General features: G+C 71.3%; 12 protein-coding genes. 6 read left to right on the forward strand and 6 right to left on the reverse strand.

Annotation, left to right across the window (positions count from 1 at the left end; all coding sequences use genetic code 11):
• Positions 1-118: 118 nt before the first annotated feature.
• Positions 119-853, reverse strand: coding sequence for an HAD family hydrolase (locus OHS59_RS40310; protein ID WP_328498274.1), 735 nt, complete (start codon positions 851-853; stop codon positions 119-121).
• Between the two features lie 73 nt (positions 854-926).
• Entirely contained in the window at positions 927-1,556 is a 630-nt protein-coding gene (locus OHS59_RS40315; RefSeq protein ID WP_328498275.1) for a hypothetical protein, read from the reverse strand.
• Positions 1,557-1,764: 208 nt separating this feature from the next.
• On the opposite strand from OHS59_RS40315, the gene OHS59_RS40320 reads away from it, so the two are divergent.
• Positions 1,765-3,921, forward strand: a complete 2,157-nt coding sequence (locus tag OHS59_RS40320) for a hypothetical protein (RefSeq protein WP_328498276.1) — start codon at positions 1,765-1,767, stop codon at positions 3,919-3,921.
• A gap of 138 nt (positions 3,922-4,059) precedes the next feature.
• Complete coding sequence (locus OHS59_RS40325) at positions 4,060-5,268, forward strand: acyl-CoA dehydrogenase family protein (RefSeq protein WP_328498277.1); 1,209 nt, start codon at positions 4,060-4,062, stop codon at positions 5,266-5,268.
• A 133-nt stretch (positions 5,269-5,401) separates the two neighbouring features.
• Here the strand turns inward: OHS59_RS40325 and OHS59_RS40330 are convergent, their stop codons facing one another.
• Entirely contained in the window at positions 5,402-6,496 is a 1,095-nt protein-coding gene (locus OHS59_RS40330; RefSeq protein WP_328498278.1) for a baeRF3 domain-containing protein, read from the reverse strand.
• 126 nt (positions 6,497-6,622) lie between these two features.
• Between OHS59_RS40330 and OHS59_RS40335 the strand changes: the two genes are divergently transcribed.
• Both OHS59_RS40335 and OHS59_RS40340 read left to right on the forward strand, forming a co-directional pair.
• Entirely contained in the window at positions 6,623-8,062 is a 1,440-nt protein-coding gene (locus OHS59_RS40335) for a basic amino acid/polyamine antiporter (RefSeq protein WP_328498279.1), read from the forward strand.
• 83 nt (positions 8,063-8,145) lie between these two features.
• On the forward strand, positions 8,146-9,408 hold the full coding sequence (locus tag OHS59_RS40340; protein ID WP_328498281.1) for an arginine deiminase: 1,263 nt from the start codon (positions 8,146-8,148) through the stop codon (positions 9,406-9,408).
• Positions 9,409-9,435: 27 nt separating this feature from the next.
• Here the strand turns inward: OHS59_RS40340 and OHS59_RS40345 are convergent, their stop codons facing one another.
• Complete coding sequence (locus OHS59_RS40345) at positions 9,436-11,076, reverse strand: alpha/beta hydrolase (protein WP_328498282.1); 1,641 nt, start codon at positions 11,074-11,076, stop codon at positions 9,436-9,438.
• Positions 11,077-11,401: 325 nt separating this feature from the next.
• Between OHS59_RS40345 and OHS59_RS40350 the strand changes: the two genes are divergently transcribed.
• Positions 11,402-12,127, forward strand: a complete 726-nt coding sequence (locus OHS59_RS40350) for a chaplin (protein WP_328498283.1) — start codon at positions 11,402-11,404, stop codon at positions 12,125-12,127.
• A 319-nt stretch (positions 12,128-12,446) separates the two neighbouring features.
• The gene (locus OHS59_RS40355) at positions 12,447-13,310 is read left to right on the forward strand and encodes a GNAT family N-acetyltransferase (RefSeq protein WP_328498285.1); all 864 of its coding nucleotides are present in this window, start codon (positions 12,447-12,449) and stop codon (positions 13,308-13,310) included.
• On the opposite strand, the gene OHS59_RS40360 is transcribed toward OHS59_RS40355, so the two are convergent.
• The gene (locus OHS59_RS40360) at positions 13,307-14,437 is read right to left on the reverse strand and encodes an acyltransferase family protein (protein WP_443061582.1); all 1,131 of its coding nucleotides are present in this window, start codon (positions 14,435-14,437) and stop codon (positions 13,307-13,309) included. The genes OHS59_RS40355 and OHS59_RS40360 overlap by 4 nt on opposite strands.
• Before the next feature lie 61 nt (positions 14,438-14,498).
• Positions 14,499-15,746: an MFS transporter gene (locus OHS59_RS40365; RefSeq protein WP_328498286.1), complete on the reverse strand. Its 1,248-nt coding sequence runs from the start codon at positions 15,744-15,746 to the stop codon at positions 14,499-14,501.
• Positions 15,747-15,859 lie beyond the last annotated feature (113 nt).

Consider the following 15,859-nt stretch of genomic DNA (forward strand, 5'->3'; position numbering starts at 1 on the left):
GAAGCCGAGTGCTCGACGACGTTCTCAAGCATATGTTCGGTCGGTCGTTTGTGCGGGCGTTTCGCATCGCCATCCGGGCCGGACGACGGGCGCCCACCCGGTCGGCATCACCAGGTGCTCACACCCCGGCCAGCCGCAGCACCGCGTCCAGCCCCCGGTGCGCACCCGGAGCGGCTCCGGCGGGCAGCACATAGGCCCGCAGCCCGGCACCGGCCGCACCGCCGTCCTTCGCCGGATGGTCGCCCACCATCAGCGTCTGCGCGGGCTCGACCCCCAACTCACGGCAGGCGTACGAGAAGAGCACCGGGTCGGGCTTCTCCGTGTCGTGCTCGTAGGAGTGCACCCACGACGAGAAATGCCGATCGAGCCCGTGGTGCGCGAACGTCGCCCGCAGATCCCAGCCCACGTCACTGACCACGCCGAGCGCGATCCCCTCGTCGGTCAGCCGTGCCAGCGCGGCTCCCGTGTCCGCGTACGGCACCCAGTGTTCGGGAGCCTGCAGCTGCGCGTAGAGCGCGTCCGCGTACGGCGCGAGCTCCCGTACCGACGCGTACCACGTGGTGAACGCGTGCCGGTGTGCCCGCGACGACACATCGCGCCCGCGCTGCGCCTCGACCACGTCCGGGTCGGCCAGCCCCCTCTCCAGCCCGGTCAGGAGCTCGTCCATCTCCCGCTCGCCGACCGGGCGCCGGAGCGCGGCGCGGATCCGGTCCGCGTACGTGCCCATCTGGAAGAGCGTGCCGCCGAAGTCGAAGAGCACGGCCCTGACGGTGACGGGGGACGGGACCCGCGCGGAGGGCGTGGCGCGCAAGGGCCCCTCGGGGCCGCAGACCGGGAGCGGGGAGCGAGTCATCCGATCTTCCTGGCCGCTCGGTGCGGCAGGGGCAATCCCCGTGCTCCGCCCGGCGCTTCGGGCGCGTGTCGGGTCAGTACCGCTGGGCCTGGGACAGCTTCGGGGTCAGGGGCGGTTCGGCCGGCTTGCGGCTGACGGCGAGAGGCTGGGCGCGCTCACCCGGCGCGAGGTCCTCGGCGCCGACGTACCTCGTCTCCACCGTCTTGCCGGAGGAGTCGAGGAAATCGACCCGCACGGCGTACGAGGCCTCGCTGTCGGTCTTGTTGGTGATGTTCACGAGGACGACGAGCAGGCCGCCGGTCCCGGACCTGGGTTTGCCGGTCATGGAGACGTCGGACATCGCGTTGCCCTGGCCCTTGACGTCCTTCAGCTCGTTCTCGGCGGCCTTGTTCGCCCGCTCCACCTCCGCCGACACGGACGCCTCGAAGGAGGAGGCGGCGGCCGAGGCGGACGACGCGGCCGCGGAGGCCGCGGCGCGTGCGGACTCGACGACCGACTCCTTCATGGAAGGGGCCGTCCCCGAAAAGGACGCGGTGTCGGGAGGCGACGGACGCTCGCTGAACGACGGGGTGGAGGTGTCCGAGTCGCTGTCGGTGCTGCACGACGTGACGGCGCCGGCGACCGCGGCCACGGCCGCCATCGCGACGACAGTCGAGCGCGTACGACCCGGCCGGCGGGGCTTGAGGGGCGGTGGTGTGTCCATCGAGTGCTGTCCTCGCTGTCGATGAGCCGGAGAGGCCGGACGGTCGAAATGAACCTTATGCCGGAAAATTCGGTGAGGCACTCGGTGAGGCACTCGGTGAGACATTCCGAGCGGGCTCGCCCGTCCGGTCTGCGGGCCCGCACGGAATGGCTCACCCGTTCCCCCGCCGGGGCTCGCCGCCGCATGATCCCTGGGGCAGCATGAGGGCATGGTCGTGCCGACCCGGATACGGGCGCTGCGCTGCGGGGCCTGGATCTGTGCCGTCCTGTGCGTCGTGGTCGTGGTCGTGGGAATGACGGCCACCGCGCGCGCTACCGTGCTGAACGCAGGCTTCCACCGTGCCGTGCTGGCCGACGAGCACGCGTACGACCGGCTCTACAACCAGGTGCTGGTCGACCCGGGCAGCACACCGGTCACCCGCGATCTGCTGGGACGGCTGCCGGTCTCCGAGGCCGTACTGACCTCCAACCTCAAGACGGTCCTCCCGCCCGAGACCCTGCGCGCACTGACGGACCAGCAGATCGGGCATCTCGTCGACTATCTGCGGGGCGACACGGACGACCTGCGGCTCTCCGTCGACCTGCGGCCCGTCATCGCCAACGTCACCGGCCTGACCTCTGCGTACTTCGGCGACCTCGTCTCCTCGCTCCAGGAGCGGCAGGAGCCGGACTTCCCGGCCTTCCTCGCCGACCTGGAGGACGCGGTGGGGCAGATCGCCGCCGGGCGGCCCCCGGCCGGGCTGCCGACGCTGGCCCTGTCGAAGGCCCAGGCGGCCACCGCCGCCGACGCCCTCCTGCGGGCCGCCCCCGAGGACGTACGCGGCACACTGCGCCCGGAGGTCACGGTCGCCCTGGAGAACGGCGACGTGGCCACCGCCCTCGCCGCCGTCGGACCGGCGGCCTTCTCGGAGCGCACCCGCGACGCCGCCGCCCGGCTGCGCACCGTCGCGGACGGCGGCACCTGGAACATCGCCGCCGACCTCGAACTCGACGAGCTGCGTCAGGTCCGCGCGGCCACCCGACTCACCCTGGACGTCGTCGAACCCCTGGCCGCGGCCCTCGGCATCGCGGCCCTCGCCGCACTCTGGTTCACCGGACCCGACGCCCGGCCCCGGCGCCTCAGGCACCTCGGCTGGGCACTCGCGGGCGGCGGACTGTGCACCGCGCTCCTCGCGCTCGCGATCCTCCGGGCCGTGGGCCGCAGCCCCGTCGAGATCTCCGCGGCCTGGCCGGACTCGGCGGCCCGGCTGCTCGACGACCTGCAGACCACGGCGATCGACCGCTTCCTCGCGGCAATGCTGACCGCCGCACTCGTACCGGTGGTGGCGGGGGCACTCCTGGTCGGCCTGGCGTGGGCGGGGGAGCGCCGCAAGACGCCCGTACGCCGCGCGTGGCCGACGGGGATCGGGCCCGCGGCAGGCGCGGCGGCACTCGCCCTCGCGGGGGTCGCCCTCGTGCCGGTCGCCTTCTCCGACGACGCCCCGCGCGTCTGCCAGGGCAGCCCCCACCTGTGCGACCGGCGGTACGACGAGGTCGCCCAGCTCACCTCGCACAACGCCATGTCCACCACGGCCGACAAGTTCATCGGCCCCCTCCAGGACCCCGTCGTCGTCGACCAGCTCGACGCGGGTGTACGCGCCCTGCAGATCGACACCTACCGCTGGGAGCGGCCGGAGGACCTGACCGACCGGCTCGACGAGTCGGACTTCCCACCCGAACTGCGCCGGCAGATCACCGCCGCCGTCAAGGGGTTCAATCCGCCGCGGCCAGGCCTGTGGCTCTGCCATTCCGTCTGCCGCGCCGGCGCCCTCGAACTGGTGCCGGCGCTGCGGCAGATCGGCGACTGGCTGCGCGCCCACCCGAGTGAGATCGTCACGCTGATCATTCAGGACGCCGTCAGCGGCGAGGACACGCAGGGCGCGTTCCGCGAAGCGGGCCTGCTGGACCTGCTGTTCACACCGGACGAGGACCCCGACCGCCCCTGGCCGACACTCGGCGAGATGATCGACGGCGACCGTCGTCTCGTCGCCCTCGCCGAGCGGGCCGACGGGCCGGCGCCCTGGTACCGCAACTTCTACCGGTACGCCATGGAGACGCCGTTCGCCTTCCGCGCGCCCGGCGAACTGAGCTGTGTCCCGCACCGCGGCGGCACGGACAAGCGACTGTTCCTGCTCAACCACTTCATCACCATCGACGGCGGCAGCCGTCTCGACGCGGGCTCGATCAACACCCGCCAGGCGGTGCTGGACCGGGCGCACGCCTGCGAACGCGAGCGGGGCCGGCCCGTCAACTTCGTCGCCGTCGACTACCTGACCGTCGGAGACGCGAAGGCCGCCGTGGACCGGCTCAACGCGGAGCGGCACTGACCCGGTGAGGCACCGCCCCGGTGCGGCAGACCTTCTTGCGGTGTCGGCGCGGTCTGCTGTATCCGAGTTCTGCACAGTCCTGCGCGGTCCCGCACAGTCCGGCGACGCCCCGTGCCCGCCGCGAGCGAGGAGGACTTGATGGCCCCACCGGTGCACGTCGTCGAGATGAGTCCCGCCGAGCGCGAGCAGGCGTTCGCGACCTGTCGCCAACTGGCCGAGGAGTTCGGCAAGGCCGGGCCCCAGCACGACGTGGAGAACTCGTTCCCGTACGAACTGGCCGAGCGTGTGCGCGCGTTGCGGCTGCCGGGCCTCAACGTTCCGAAGCGGTACGGCGGGTGGGGCGCCGACATCGCGACCACCGCGCGGTGCGTGGAGCTGCTGGCGTACGGCGATCCGGCGATCGCGCTGGCGTTCAACATGCACTGGGGCGTGATCGGCTTCTTCCGCGGCATGTGGAGCGAGGAACACCAGGAGCGCTTCTTCCCGGGCGTGGCGCGCGACGGGCACCTGTTCGACGGCGCCTACAGCGAGACCCGCGCCGGTGTGATCGGCCTGGCCGACACCCGCGCCGTACCGGTCGACGGCGGTTTCCGGGTCAGCGGGCGCAAGAGCTGGGGCACCCTGGCGCCGGTGGCGGACTTCCACACCTTGAACGCGACGATCACCGAGCCCGACGGCGAACTGCCGGCCGACCACGCGGTGCGCGCGACGCGCGAGGTGCTGCTGGTGTGTCCGGCCTCGGCCGAGGGTGTGCGCGTCGAGAAGACCTGGGACGCGCTCGGCATGCGCGCGACGGGCACCGAGACCGTGGTGTTCGAGGAGGTGTTCGTACCGGCGGGCGACCTGGTGTCGCCGGAGTTCCGGCCGGGTCTGTTCGCGAACCTGGAATGGCAGACGCTGAGCTTCGCGTCGGTCTACCTCGGGCTCGCACGGCGTGCGTACGACGAGACGCTCGCGATCCTGCGTACGAAGCGACTCGGCGCGGTGCCCGAGGCCGCCGACGTCAAGGTGAGCGACCAGCAGCTGGTGCAGGCCGGTGTCGGTGAGATGCGCGTGCTCGTCGAGACCGCGGCCAACACGATCGAGGTCGCCGCCGCGCGCCTCAACGAGCGGCGCGATCTCCCGGACGACCCGGCACGCCGGCTCGGCGCGCTGGAGATCCCGAAGGTCGTGGCGACCGAGAACGCGATCCGCGTGGTCGACATCGGCATGCGCCTGGTCGGTGGCGGCGCCTACCGTCGCGGCCACCCGCTGGAGAAGCTGTACCGCGACGCGCGCAGCGGACCGTTCCACCCGCTGACCACCGACCAGCTCATGCAGCACCTCGGGAGCGCGGAACTGGGCTGAACGAGTCGCTCCGAAGCGACCGGGCCCGTGTTCCGTGCTCCGTGTTCAGCAACGGGTCCGCCCAGTACCGGACCCGTTGAGTACCGGGCCCGCCCGGTGCCGGACCCGCTCGGTTCAGTACCGGACGACCGGTTCAGTACCGGAGTACTCCGGCGATGCCCTCCGCGTCGGCCAGCGTCCCGTCCGGGACGAAGCGGACCTGCGCGCCGGTGTCCAGGCACTGCTCGACGATCTCGTCCACGATGTCGACCCGGGCGTCGAGATCGTCGCCGTCGGCCGGGACGAGATGGTCGCCGCCGTCGCGTACCGTCACGCGGTAGTTCTCCTCCACGGCCAGCAGACGCACGCGGCCGGCGGTCGCGTTCTGCCACACCTCGTCGACGCCCGCCGCGAACTCCCGGCGGCCCCGGGCGGTTTCCAGCTCCCGTGTCAGACTGTCGACGCTTCTGCGGTCCTCGGCCATGACCAGTGGACGGACCGCCTGCCACACCGCCTCGGCCCCGGCGTGCCCGAGACCGCCGTGCGGGACATGGACGGCGTCCTTCGCGGCGGTGCCGACCTCGTCGAGAAGCGAGAGCGCGGCCGGTTCACCCGAGATGTACACGGGCCGCGGTGCGGAGCGCAGGACGGCGGCGAGCATGGTGTCGGCGTCCCGCAGGAAGCGGCGCGTCTCCTCGTCGCGGAAGGTGCTCGGCACCTCGCCGACACGTTCCTCGCGCTCCACGTCCTGGGGTTCCAGGCTTCGCGTCAGCGGGAATCCCGCCGTCTTCGCCTCGACGACGTGCCCTCCGCCACCGCTCCACAGCGCCATCCGGTCCGCCGAGACCGTCAGAACCCAGAACGGGCTCTCGGCGGCCTGCGCGGCGACGAGATTGCGGGTCAGGAACGTGTCCGACAGGACGACGCGCTCCGGAACGGTCCGGGCCAGCGACCACACCTGGTGCTCCCCGGGAGCGGCGAAGATCGCGAGCCCGTCCTCGGAGTGGCTCAGGTCGACCTCCGCCAGCGCCTGTTCGAGCTGTTCGACGACGTCGATCCGCCGCTCACGGGTGACCGAGGGGTCGGATTCCAGTTGCTTCTTGGCCTCGGCCACGACATTGCGCAGCCGGACGGGATCCTGCGCCTTGTCGGGCTCTCTGCGGTGGGTCGGCGTCAGCACCGACACCGCGGGATAGGGCCGCGGCCGACGCAGTTCGGTGAGGGTGGCGGGGCTCAGAACATGCTCCATAGATGCACCATATGACTGAATCGGCGGCGAGGCATTCGGGGGAATCGAATCGGGCAAAAGGGGCATTTGGTTGTTACTGTCGCCGGGCAGTCGCCTCGTGTCTCCCCGCCACGCCCGAGGACCCATATGAGCCAGGCCGAGACCGGAAACGGGACCGGGACCGAGTCCCGGACATCCGCAGCCAAACTGACCCTGCCCACGCTGACCACGATGGTCGTCGGCTCCATGGTCGGTGCGGGTGTCTTCTCGCTGCCCCGGCGCTTCGGCCAGGAGACCGGCGTGGCCGGCGCGCTCATCGCGTGGGCGGTGGCCGGCACCGGAATGCTCATGCTGGCCTTCGTCTTCCAGCGGCTGGCGCTGCGCAGACCCGACCTCGACGCCGGTGTCTACGCCTACGCGAAGGCGGGCTTCGGCGAGTACCTCGGCTTCTTCGCCGCCTTCGGCTACTGGGCGAGCGCCTGCGTCGGCAACGTCACGTACTGGGTGCTGATCATGTCGACGATCGGGGCCATCGCCCCGGCGCTCGGCGACGGCGACACCGTCCTCGCCATGCTGCTCTCCTCGGCCGGTCTCTGGGCGTTCTTCCTGCTCATCAGCCGTGGAGTGAAGGAGGCCGCGGCCATCAACCGGATCGTCACGGTCGCCAAGGTCGTGCCCATCCTGGTCTTCGTCCTCATCGCGCTGTTCTGCCTCAAGCCGCACGTCTTCGCCGAGAACTTCGCCGGGGCCGACTACGCCGGCTCACTGTTCCAGCAGGTCAAGGGCACCATGCTGGCAACGGTCTTCGTGTTCCTCGGGGTCGAGGGCGCCAGCGTCTACTCCCGGCACGCCAAGCGCCGCGAGGACGTCGGCCGCGCGACCGTCCTGGGCTTCCTCTCCGTCTTCGCGATCTTCGCCTCGGTCACCATCGTGTCGTACGGCATCCTGCCGATGAGCGAGATCGCCGAGCTGCGGCAGCCCTCCATGGCGGGTGTCCTGGAGGAGGCGGTCGGCACCTGGGGCAAGGTGTTCGTCAGCGTCGGACTGATCATCTCCGTCCTCGGCGCCTACCTCGCCTGGACCCTCATGGCCGCCGAAGTGCTCTTCGTCGCCTCGAAGGACGAGGACATGCCCCGCTTCCTGGGGCGCTCCACGGCGGCCGACGTGCCCGTACCGGCCCTGGTGATGACCACCGTCCTCACCCAGATCGTGCTCGTCGTCACCCTCTTCTCGGACGACGCGTTCAACTTCGCGCTGGATCTGACCAGCGCCCTGACCCTCATCCCGTTCCTGCTGGCCGCCGCCTTCGCGGTGAAGGTCGCCCGGTCCGGCGGCGCGGGCCGGTGGGACCTCCCCATCGCCGCCCTGGCCACCTTCTACACCGCGTTCCTGCTCTACGCGGCCGGCCTGAAGTACCTCCTCGTGTCCCTCATCATCTACGCGCCCGCCACGGTCCTGTTCGTCATGGCCCGCCGCGAGCAGGGCAGACGGCTCTTCTCGCCCCGCGAACTCGTCGTCCTCACGGTCTCGGTAGCCGGGGCCGTCGTGGGTGTCGTGGCCCTCGCGACGGGCTGGATCAGCCTCTGACACCGCAGCACTCGATCAAGTGACACCACAGAACTCGGTCAAGGCCGCCCGGTGGCCGCTCCCGACTCCGCGAAAGGCAGACCGTGACCAGACAGGACACCCCGCCCCGGCCCGCGTACGGCGTCCACTCCGAGGTCGGCAGACTGCGCAAGGTACTGGTCTGCGCGCCCGGCCTCGCCCACCGCAGACTCACCCCCACCAACTCCGACGACCTGCTCTTCGACGACGTCATGTGGGTGGAGAACGCCCAGCGCGACCACGCCGACTTCGTCAACAAGATGCGCGAGCGGGACGTCGACGTCGTCGAACTGCACGACCTGCTCGCGCAGACCATGGCCGACCCGGAAGCGCGCACCTGGCTGCTCGACCGCAAGATCACCGCGAACGAGGTCGGCCTCGGACTCCTCGACGACACCCGCGCCTTCCTGGAGTCGCTGGAACCCCGCAGGCTCGCCGAACACCTGATCGGCGGCCTGAGCACCGTCGACCTGCCCGACGAGTTCCGCGACGGCTACGTCGCCCTGGCCCGCGAATCGACCGGCGTACGCGAGTACCTGATGCCGCCGCTGCCGAACACCCTCTACACCCGGGACACCACCTGCTGGCTGTACGGGGGACTCACGTTCAATCCGCTGTACTGGCCAGCCCGGCACGACGAGACGCTCCTCATGAAGGCGATCTACACCTTCCACCCGGACTACCGGGGCTCCTCCGTGTGGTGGGGGGACCCCGAACTCGACTGGGGCCAGGCCACGTTCGAGGGCGGCGACATCATGCCCGTCGGCAACGGCGTGGTCCTCATGGGCATGAGCGAGCGCACCTCCCGCCAGGCGATCACCCAGGTCGCGGCCGCCCTGTTCGCCAACGGGGCCGCCGAGCACGTCATCGTGGCGGGCATGCCCAAACTGCGCTCCGCGATGCACCTCGACACCGTCTTCACCTTCGCCGACCGGGACCTGGTGACGCTGTACCCGACCATCATGGACGGGGTCCACACCTTCTCCCTGCGGCCCGCAGACAAGGCGCCCGGCATCGAACTGACCGACGAGGGCTCCCGCCCCTTCGTGGACGTCGTGGCGAAGGCCCTGGGGCTCGCCGCCCTGCGGGTCGTCGAGACGGGCGGCGACGTCTACGCCTCGGAGCGGCAGCAGTGGGACAGCGGGAACAACGCCGTCGCGCTGGAGCCCGGCGTGGTGTTCACGTACGACCGCAACACACAGACCAACACCCTGTTGCGCAAGGCGGGTGTCGAGGTCATCACCATCGTCGGCGCCGAACTGGGACGAGGGCGGGGCGGCGGGCACTGCATGACATGCCCGATCGTGCGCAATCCGGTCGACTTCTGAACCGCCCCACCCCTCCCTGCACGTGGCTCACTCCTCCGAGCCGCACGATTGGCCGTCGGCCGGCAGTCGCCCGTACAGCAGGAAGTCGTCGACCTTCCGGTGCACGCACTTCGAGGAGGAGTAACCGGTGTGGCCCTCGCCCTTGTTGTCGAGGACGACGGCCGACGGGCCGAGCCGGTCCGCGGTCTCCGTGGTCCAGCGGTACGGCGTGGCGGGGTCGCCACGGGTGCCGACGAGGAGCATCTTCGGTGTGTCGACGTCCCGGACCTCGTCGCGGATGTACGTGGTGCCCTTGGGGCGTCCGTAGCACATCAGGGCCTGGGCGAGCCGGTAGCGGCCGAAGACCGGTGACGCCTGCTCGTACTCGGCACGCAGCCCGTCGAGGGTCTCGGTGATCCGGTCTGCGGTGGGCCGGTCGGGGTCGTCGGCGCAGTTGATGGCCATGAGCGCGGCCGGGAGGTTGTCGAGGGGGATCTCTCCCTCGTCGACGAGGCCGCCATCGGCTCCGCCCCTTCCCTGGTCTCCGTTGTCGTGGGGGAGCGCGCTGCCGCCGACGTAGAACCCCATGATGCCCCGGGTGTCCCCGTCCTGGACCAGCGAGGTGAGCGCCTGCGAGAGGGCGGGCCACAGTTCCTTGCTGTAGAGGGCCTGCCCTATGGCGCCCACCAGGTCCTGGCCGGAGAACGGTATGCCGAAGTCCGAGGGCACCGGGTCCTCGTCCAGCGAGCCGATCAGCCGGACCACCTCCTCCCGGGCCGAGCGCGGGTCCTGGCCGAACGCGCAGTTGACGTCCTCCGTGCACCAGTCGAGGAAGTCCTCCAGGGCGGTCTGCTGGCCCTGGGCGCCGACGACGCCCTGTTTGCTCAGCGGTTCGGTGAGGGTGTCCACGCCGTCGAGGACCATGCGGCCGGTGTTCTCGGGGAACTGGGCCGCGTACACCGCGCCCAGCCGCGTTCCGTACGAGAAGCCGAGGTAGTTGAGCTTCTTGTCGCCGAGGGCCGCGCGCATCACGTCGAGGTCGCGCGAGGCGTCGACCGTACCGATGTGGGGCAGCACCGGCCCGGAGTGCTCGGCGCATTCCGCGGCGAGCTTGCGCAGCACTTCGAGAGCGGCCTGCGGATCGCTGCTCTCGTCCGCGCCCGTCTCCGCCCCCGCCTCTGATTCCTCGTGGGAGCCGGAGCCGGAGCCGGAGCCGGACTCGGCATCGGGGTCGGTGGCGTCCGGCGCTTCGTCCATTCCCTCGCCGCAGCTGACCGGGGAACTCCGGCCGACACCGCGCGGATCGAAGGTCACCACGTCATAGCCGTTCGTGAGGCCCATGAAGTCGTCGCCGCCGTCGGCGAGTTCGCCCACTCCCGGACCGCCGGGACCGCCGAAGTTGAGCAGCACCGAACCTCGGGATTCGCCGGTCGCCCGGAATCTGGCCATGGCCAGGTCGAGCGTCCCGTCGTCGGGTTTCGTGTAGTCGACGGGGACGGTCACCTTCCCGCACTGCAGGCCGTCGGGCAGTCCGTCGCCCGGGCAGGCCGCCCATTTGATCGTCTGGTCGTGGAAGCGGGACAGGTCGGGTCGGTCGGCGGCGGCCGCGGCCACCGACGGCAGCCCTGCTCCCAGCAGGGCCAGCGTCATGGCGCAGGTGAAGGCGCGGCGTTGGTGCGTGCTCAGCATCAGGCCTCCCGGGACGCCCCGGCCCGCGGCCGGGGATTCCCCCTCGATCACGATAAGGGGGCACCTGCGGCCACGCCTCCCGGCGAGCGAACGGGCGAAACAGGCCTTACCCTCCGCCGCCCACTCGGCACTCACCCGGTATCCAGGCGGTCTTGATCCAGCAGCCGTCCGACACCTGTCCCGCACCCGTCCGGCACCCGTCCGGTATCTGTTCGACATCCGCTCGAAGGGGGCGTTTGCCGGATCGGCCATAACCTGCGTGGTTTGCCCGCGTTTAAACGGTGCGGGCGCCTGCTCGCGACCATGTCTGGAAGGCAGGGAACCGATGAAACGGGTTGCCCGAAGTGGTTTGATCATCGTGGCCGCCGCCTCCGGCGCCGTGGCCGTGACGATGCCGGTGTACGCGGACTCCGCGGCCGACGGTGGCACGGCCGACTCGCCCGGTGTGATCTCCGGCAACACCATTCAGCTCCCGGTACACGTTCCGGTGAACGCGTGCGGGAACACCGTGAACGTGGTCGGCCTCCTCAACCCCGCGGCGGGCAACAGCTGCGCCAACGAGGGCGGCGACGGCAAGGGAGGCGACCACCACGGCTCCGCGGGAGCGGTCGCCGAGGGTGCCGAGAAGGATTCACCGGGCCTGATCTCCGGCAACGGTGTGCACCTCCCGGTCCAGCTTCCCGTGAACATCACCGGCAACTCGGTGAGCGTCGTGGGCATCGGCAACCCCTCTGTCGGCAACGAATCCACGAACACCTCGGCGGACGGGCCGCAGCTCCCGGACACGCCGTCCGGCCCGAAGCCCGCCCAGCCGTCGGAGCGGCCCACCGACCCCGCGGACCCGGCCGACCCTGCCGACCCGGTGGAGGCGGAGGGGCCGCAGATCCTGCCGCAGGGTGTCCCCAAGGCCGCCCTCGCCCAGACCGGCACGGACCTCATGGGTCCGACGGCCGCCGCGAGCGCCGCGCTGATGCTGGGCGGAGCCGCGCTGTACGGCCGCTTCCGGCCCGCCGCCGTACAGCGGCGGTCGGGGCGCCGGGACGGGCGCTGACCCGAATCCGCCGACGCGCCGAAGCAGGCGTGCCGAAGCAGGAGCGCTGAAGCAGGCGCGCTGAACCGGTGTCGGACGTGAGCGAGGCGTCGATCTCCGGCCGAGCGACACCTTCGAACGGAAGGCTCCACCGGTCACCGCGACCGGCGGGGCCTTCCGTGTGCGAGCGTGTGACGCCGAGGGCCGCATCCGTCTCTCCACCTTCCTTCCGACGACCCGCGCACCCACGAACCCGCGAACCCGTGAGCCCCGAAGGCGCGGACCCCGCACCCGTGAGCCCCGAACGTGCGGGCCCCGAACCCCCGAACGGAGCGCATCGATGACCTCTCCGAGCCCCGCAGGTCTCGTCGTCACCCGGGCCTCGCTCGACGACTGGCCGGTGATCAAGGCATGGGCGGCGGCCGAGGGATGGGATCCGGGAGTGTCGGACGGGCCGAGCTTCTTCGCCCAGGACCCCGAGGGCTTCTTCCTCGGCCGGATCGACGGCGAGCCGGTCTCGGCGATCTCCGTCGTCAACTACGGTGCCGATTACGCCTTTCTGGGCTGTTACCTCGTCCGCCCGGACCTGCGCGGTCGCGGTTACGGAATCACCACCTGGAGAACGGCCCTGGCCCACGCGGGCGGACGGACCGTCGGACTCGACGGCGTGGTCGCACAGCAGGGCAACTACCGGCAGTCGGGATTCGAACTCGCCTACAAGACCTTCCGGTTCGGCGGAGTCCCGACACCGGGTGCCGCCCCTGCCGGCGCCACCGGCGTCCGCGGCGCCGAGGACAGCGACCTCAAGGCGGTCATCGCGTACGACAGCGGCTGTCACCCGGCCGACCGCCCGCAGTTCGTGGAGAGTTGGCTCTGCGCCACCGGGCACCGTGCCCTGGTCCGGGTCGTCGACGGGCGGCTCACCGGCTACGGCGTGATCCGGCCCACCGCCGGCTCCCCGCGCATCGGCCCGCTGTTCGCGGACACCCCGGACGACGCCCGTGCCCTGTTCGCCGCGTTGATCGGCGAAGCCGAGGGCCGACGGGTCTCCATCGACATCCCCGAGACGCACACGGCGGCCGTCGCCCTGGCCGAGGAGCACGGCCTCACCCCGTCGTTCGAGACGGCCCGTATGTACACCGGTCCCGTCCGGCCGTACGCCACGGACCGCGTGTACGGAGTCACGACACTGGAACTCGGCTAGCCCCGGCCTGATTTGGTCAGGCCGGGCCGGTCCTCGTTGTCGCGGCTGAACATCCACTCCACGCGTGGCTCGACGACGAACCGGAACACCGTGCGGACCGGACCGGAGCACAGTGCGGTGATGAGGCCCACGGCGGCGGCGGTGACGGCCAGTTCGCCCGGCGCGGTGTGCAGCCAGGGGTGGTCGTACCAGTCCCAGAAGCGGGAGGCCTTGATGACGAAACCGTGCAGCAGATAGCCGTACATCGTGCCCGCGCCCAGTGCCGTGAACCACAGGTGCCGGCCGGGAACCCAGGACAGGAAGCAGGCCGTCAGGACCAGGGCGAGGCAGAACAGCGCCGGAGTGCTGAACAGCCCCACCCAGTTCGGCGCGCCCTGGCCCGTGACACTGCCCCGGTGGTAGAGCCACCCGGCGCTGAACCAGGGCGCCACCAGGTACGCCGTGACCAGTGCCGCCGCTCCCACCGGCAGCGCGAGCAGCCGTACGCGCCGGGTCCGCAGCCGTTCGAAGTGCTCGGCGCGCAGGGTGAGGCCGAGCACGAAGAACGGCAGGAATCCCAGCACCCGTTGGATGGAGATGTCTCCGCCCAGATCCGGTGAGACGGCGGCCAGCACGGCCAACCCCAGTGCGATTGGCACCGGGTGACGCAGTGTCAGCCAGATCGGTGTGGTGATGCGCCAGACGAAGAGCGCGAGCAGGAACCACATCACGTACCACGGGTCCAGCAGACTCAGCGGATAGCCGGGATCGTCCTGCGCCCACCGGTAGAACAGTGTGTACGCGGTCTCGAACACCAGATACGGCACGACGACGCTCGTCAGGAGCCGGCGCACCCGGCCGGGCGCCATGTCGAAGCTCCGCGAGAAATAGCCGGAGACGAGCGCGAACGCGGGCATGTGGAAGGCGTAGACGGTCAGATACGCGGCGGTCGCGAACCGGCTCCCGTGGGTCAGGGGTTCCCAGGCGTGACCGCAGGCCACCAGCACGATGGTGAGGTACTTCGCGTTGTCGAAGTACGGATCCCGGCGGGCGGACGCCGACCTGGCCGGGGACGCCGGCTCGGCCAGGACCTCGGTCAGGCCTTTCCGTGGCGCGGTCGGTGCGGGGGCTGACAGGTCGTGCGACACCACATCTCCTGGCCTCGGTGACGGTGAGCCGATCTCTCCCGCCTGCCCCCTCACGTACGGCTCAGTCGTGCCCCGCGTTCGCTCTCAAGTCCGCTCGCACGTCAGAGGGGCGTCCCGGCGGAAACGCACGGCGGTGGCCCGCGGCGACGGTCAGCAACGTCACCGTGATCAGCAGGAGCGTCGTCCAGGGAAGGGCCTCGGAGTCCGAACTCCCCAGGATCAGACCGCCGGTGAGGGAACCGGCCGCGATGCCCGCGTTGTAGACGGTGGTCTGCAGCGAGGTGGCCACGTCGGCGTTCGCGGTGCCCGAGGCGTCGACCAGGGCGGTCTGGACCAGCGTCGGCGCACCGCCGAACGCCACACCCCACAGGGCGACCGCGGTCAGCAGGACGGCGGCATGCCCGGCCCAGGAGCCCAGCGCGAGCATCGCGGCCGCGAGCAGGGCCAGCGCTCCCAGCAGGGTCCGCCGCAGGTGCCGGTCGACCAGGGCGCCGGTGAGCCAGATCCCGGCGACGGTCGCGACCCCGAACACCAGCAGCACCAGGCCCGTACGGCCGAAACCGGCGTCCTTTGCGAAGGGCGCGACGTACGTGTACATCACCTGATGGCCGACGAGCAGCGTCAGCGTGACGGACAGCACCGTGCCGATCCCGGGCAGCGCGGCGACGCGGAGCAACGGCACACGCTCCGCGGGCGGTTCACCGGGAAAGCCCGGCACCCGGCGCCGTACCCACACCACGAGCAGCACGGCCGACACCGCGGGCGCCGCGAACGCGGCACGCCAGCCGAGCGCGTCGGCCAGCGCCGTGCCCGCGGGAAGGCCCAGGGAGAGGGCGAGTGTGATGCCCGCCAGCACGACGGCGATGGCCCGGCCGCGCCGCTCCGCGGGCACCATCCGGGCCGCGTACCCGACGAGCATGGCCCACAGCGTGCCGCCCATCACCCCGGCCGTCAGCCGCGCCGCGAACGTCAGCCCGTACGACGAGGACAGCGCGGTGACGGTGTCGGCCGCCGCGAAGCCGAGGAGCGCGCCGATGAGGACGGGGCGCCGGGGCAGACCCCGCAGGGCGGCCGTGAGCGGGATCGCGGCGAGGAACGACGCGAGCGCGTAGCCGGTCACCAGATAGCCGACCCGTGCCTCGGAGACCCCGAGATCCGGCGCCATCCGGGGCAGCAGGCCGGCCGGAAGGAGTTCCGTCAGCACGGCGGTGAAGGCGGCCGTGGACAGCGCGAGCAGCCCGGAGAGCGGAAGCCGGGGCGGGGGAGCGGCGGGCGTGCCGGCGCCACCGGAGACAGAGGCGGTCGTCATCGGACCAGGCTGGAACACTCACATCAGTGTGAAGGCAAGCCCCGCCGGTTCGAGCGCTCTCGCCCCCGGTTCGAGCGGCCTCGCCCGCCGGTCCGAGCGGTCTCCCCCCCCGG

This window comes from Streptomyces sp. NBC_00414, assembly GCF_036038375.1.
GTDB lineage: Bacteria > Actinomycetota > Actinomycetes > Streptomycetales > Streptomycetaceae > Streptomyces.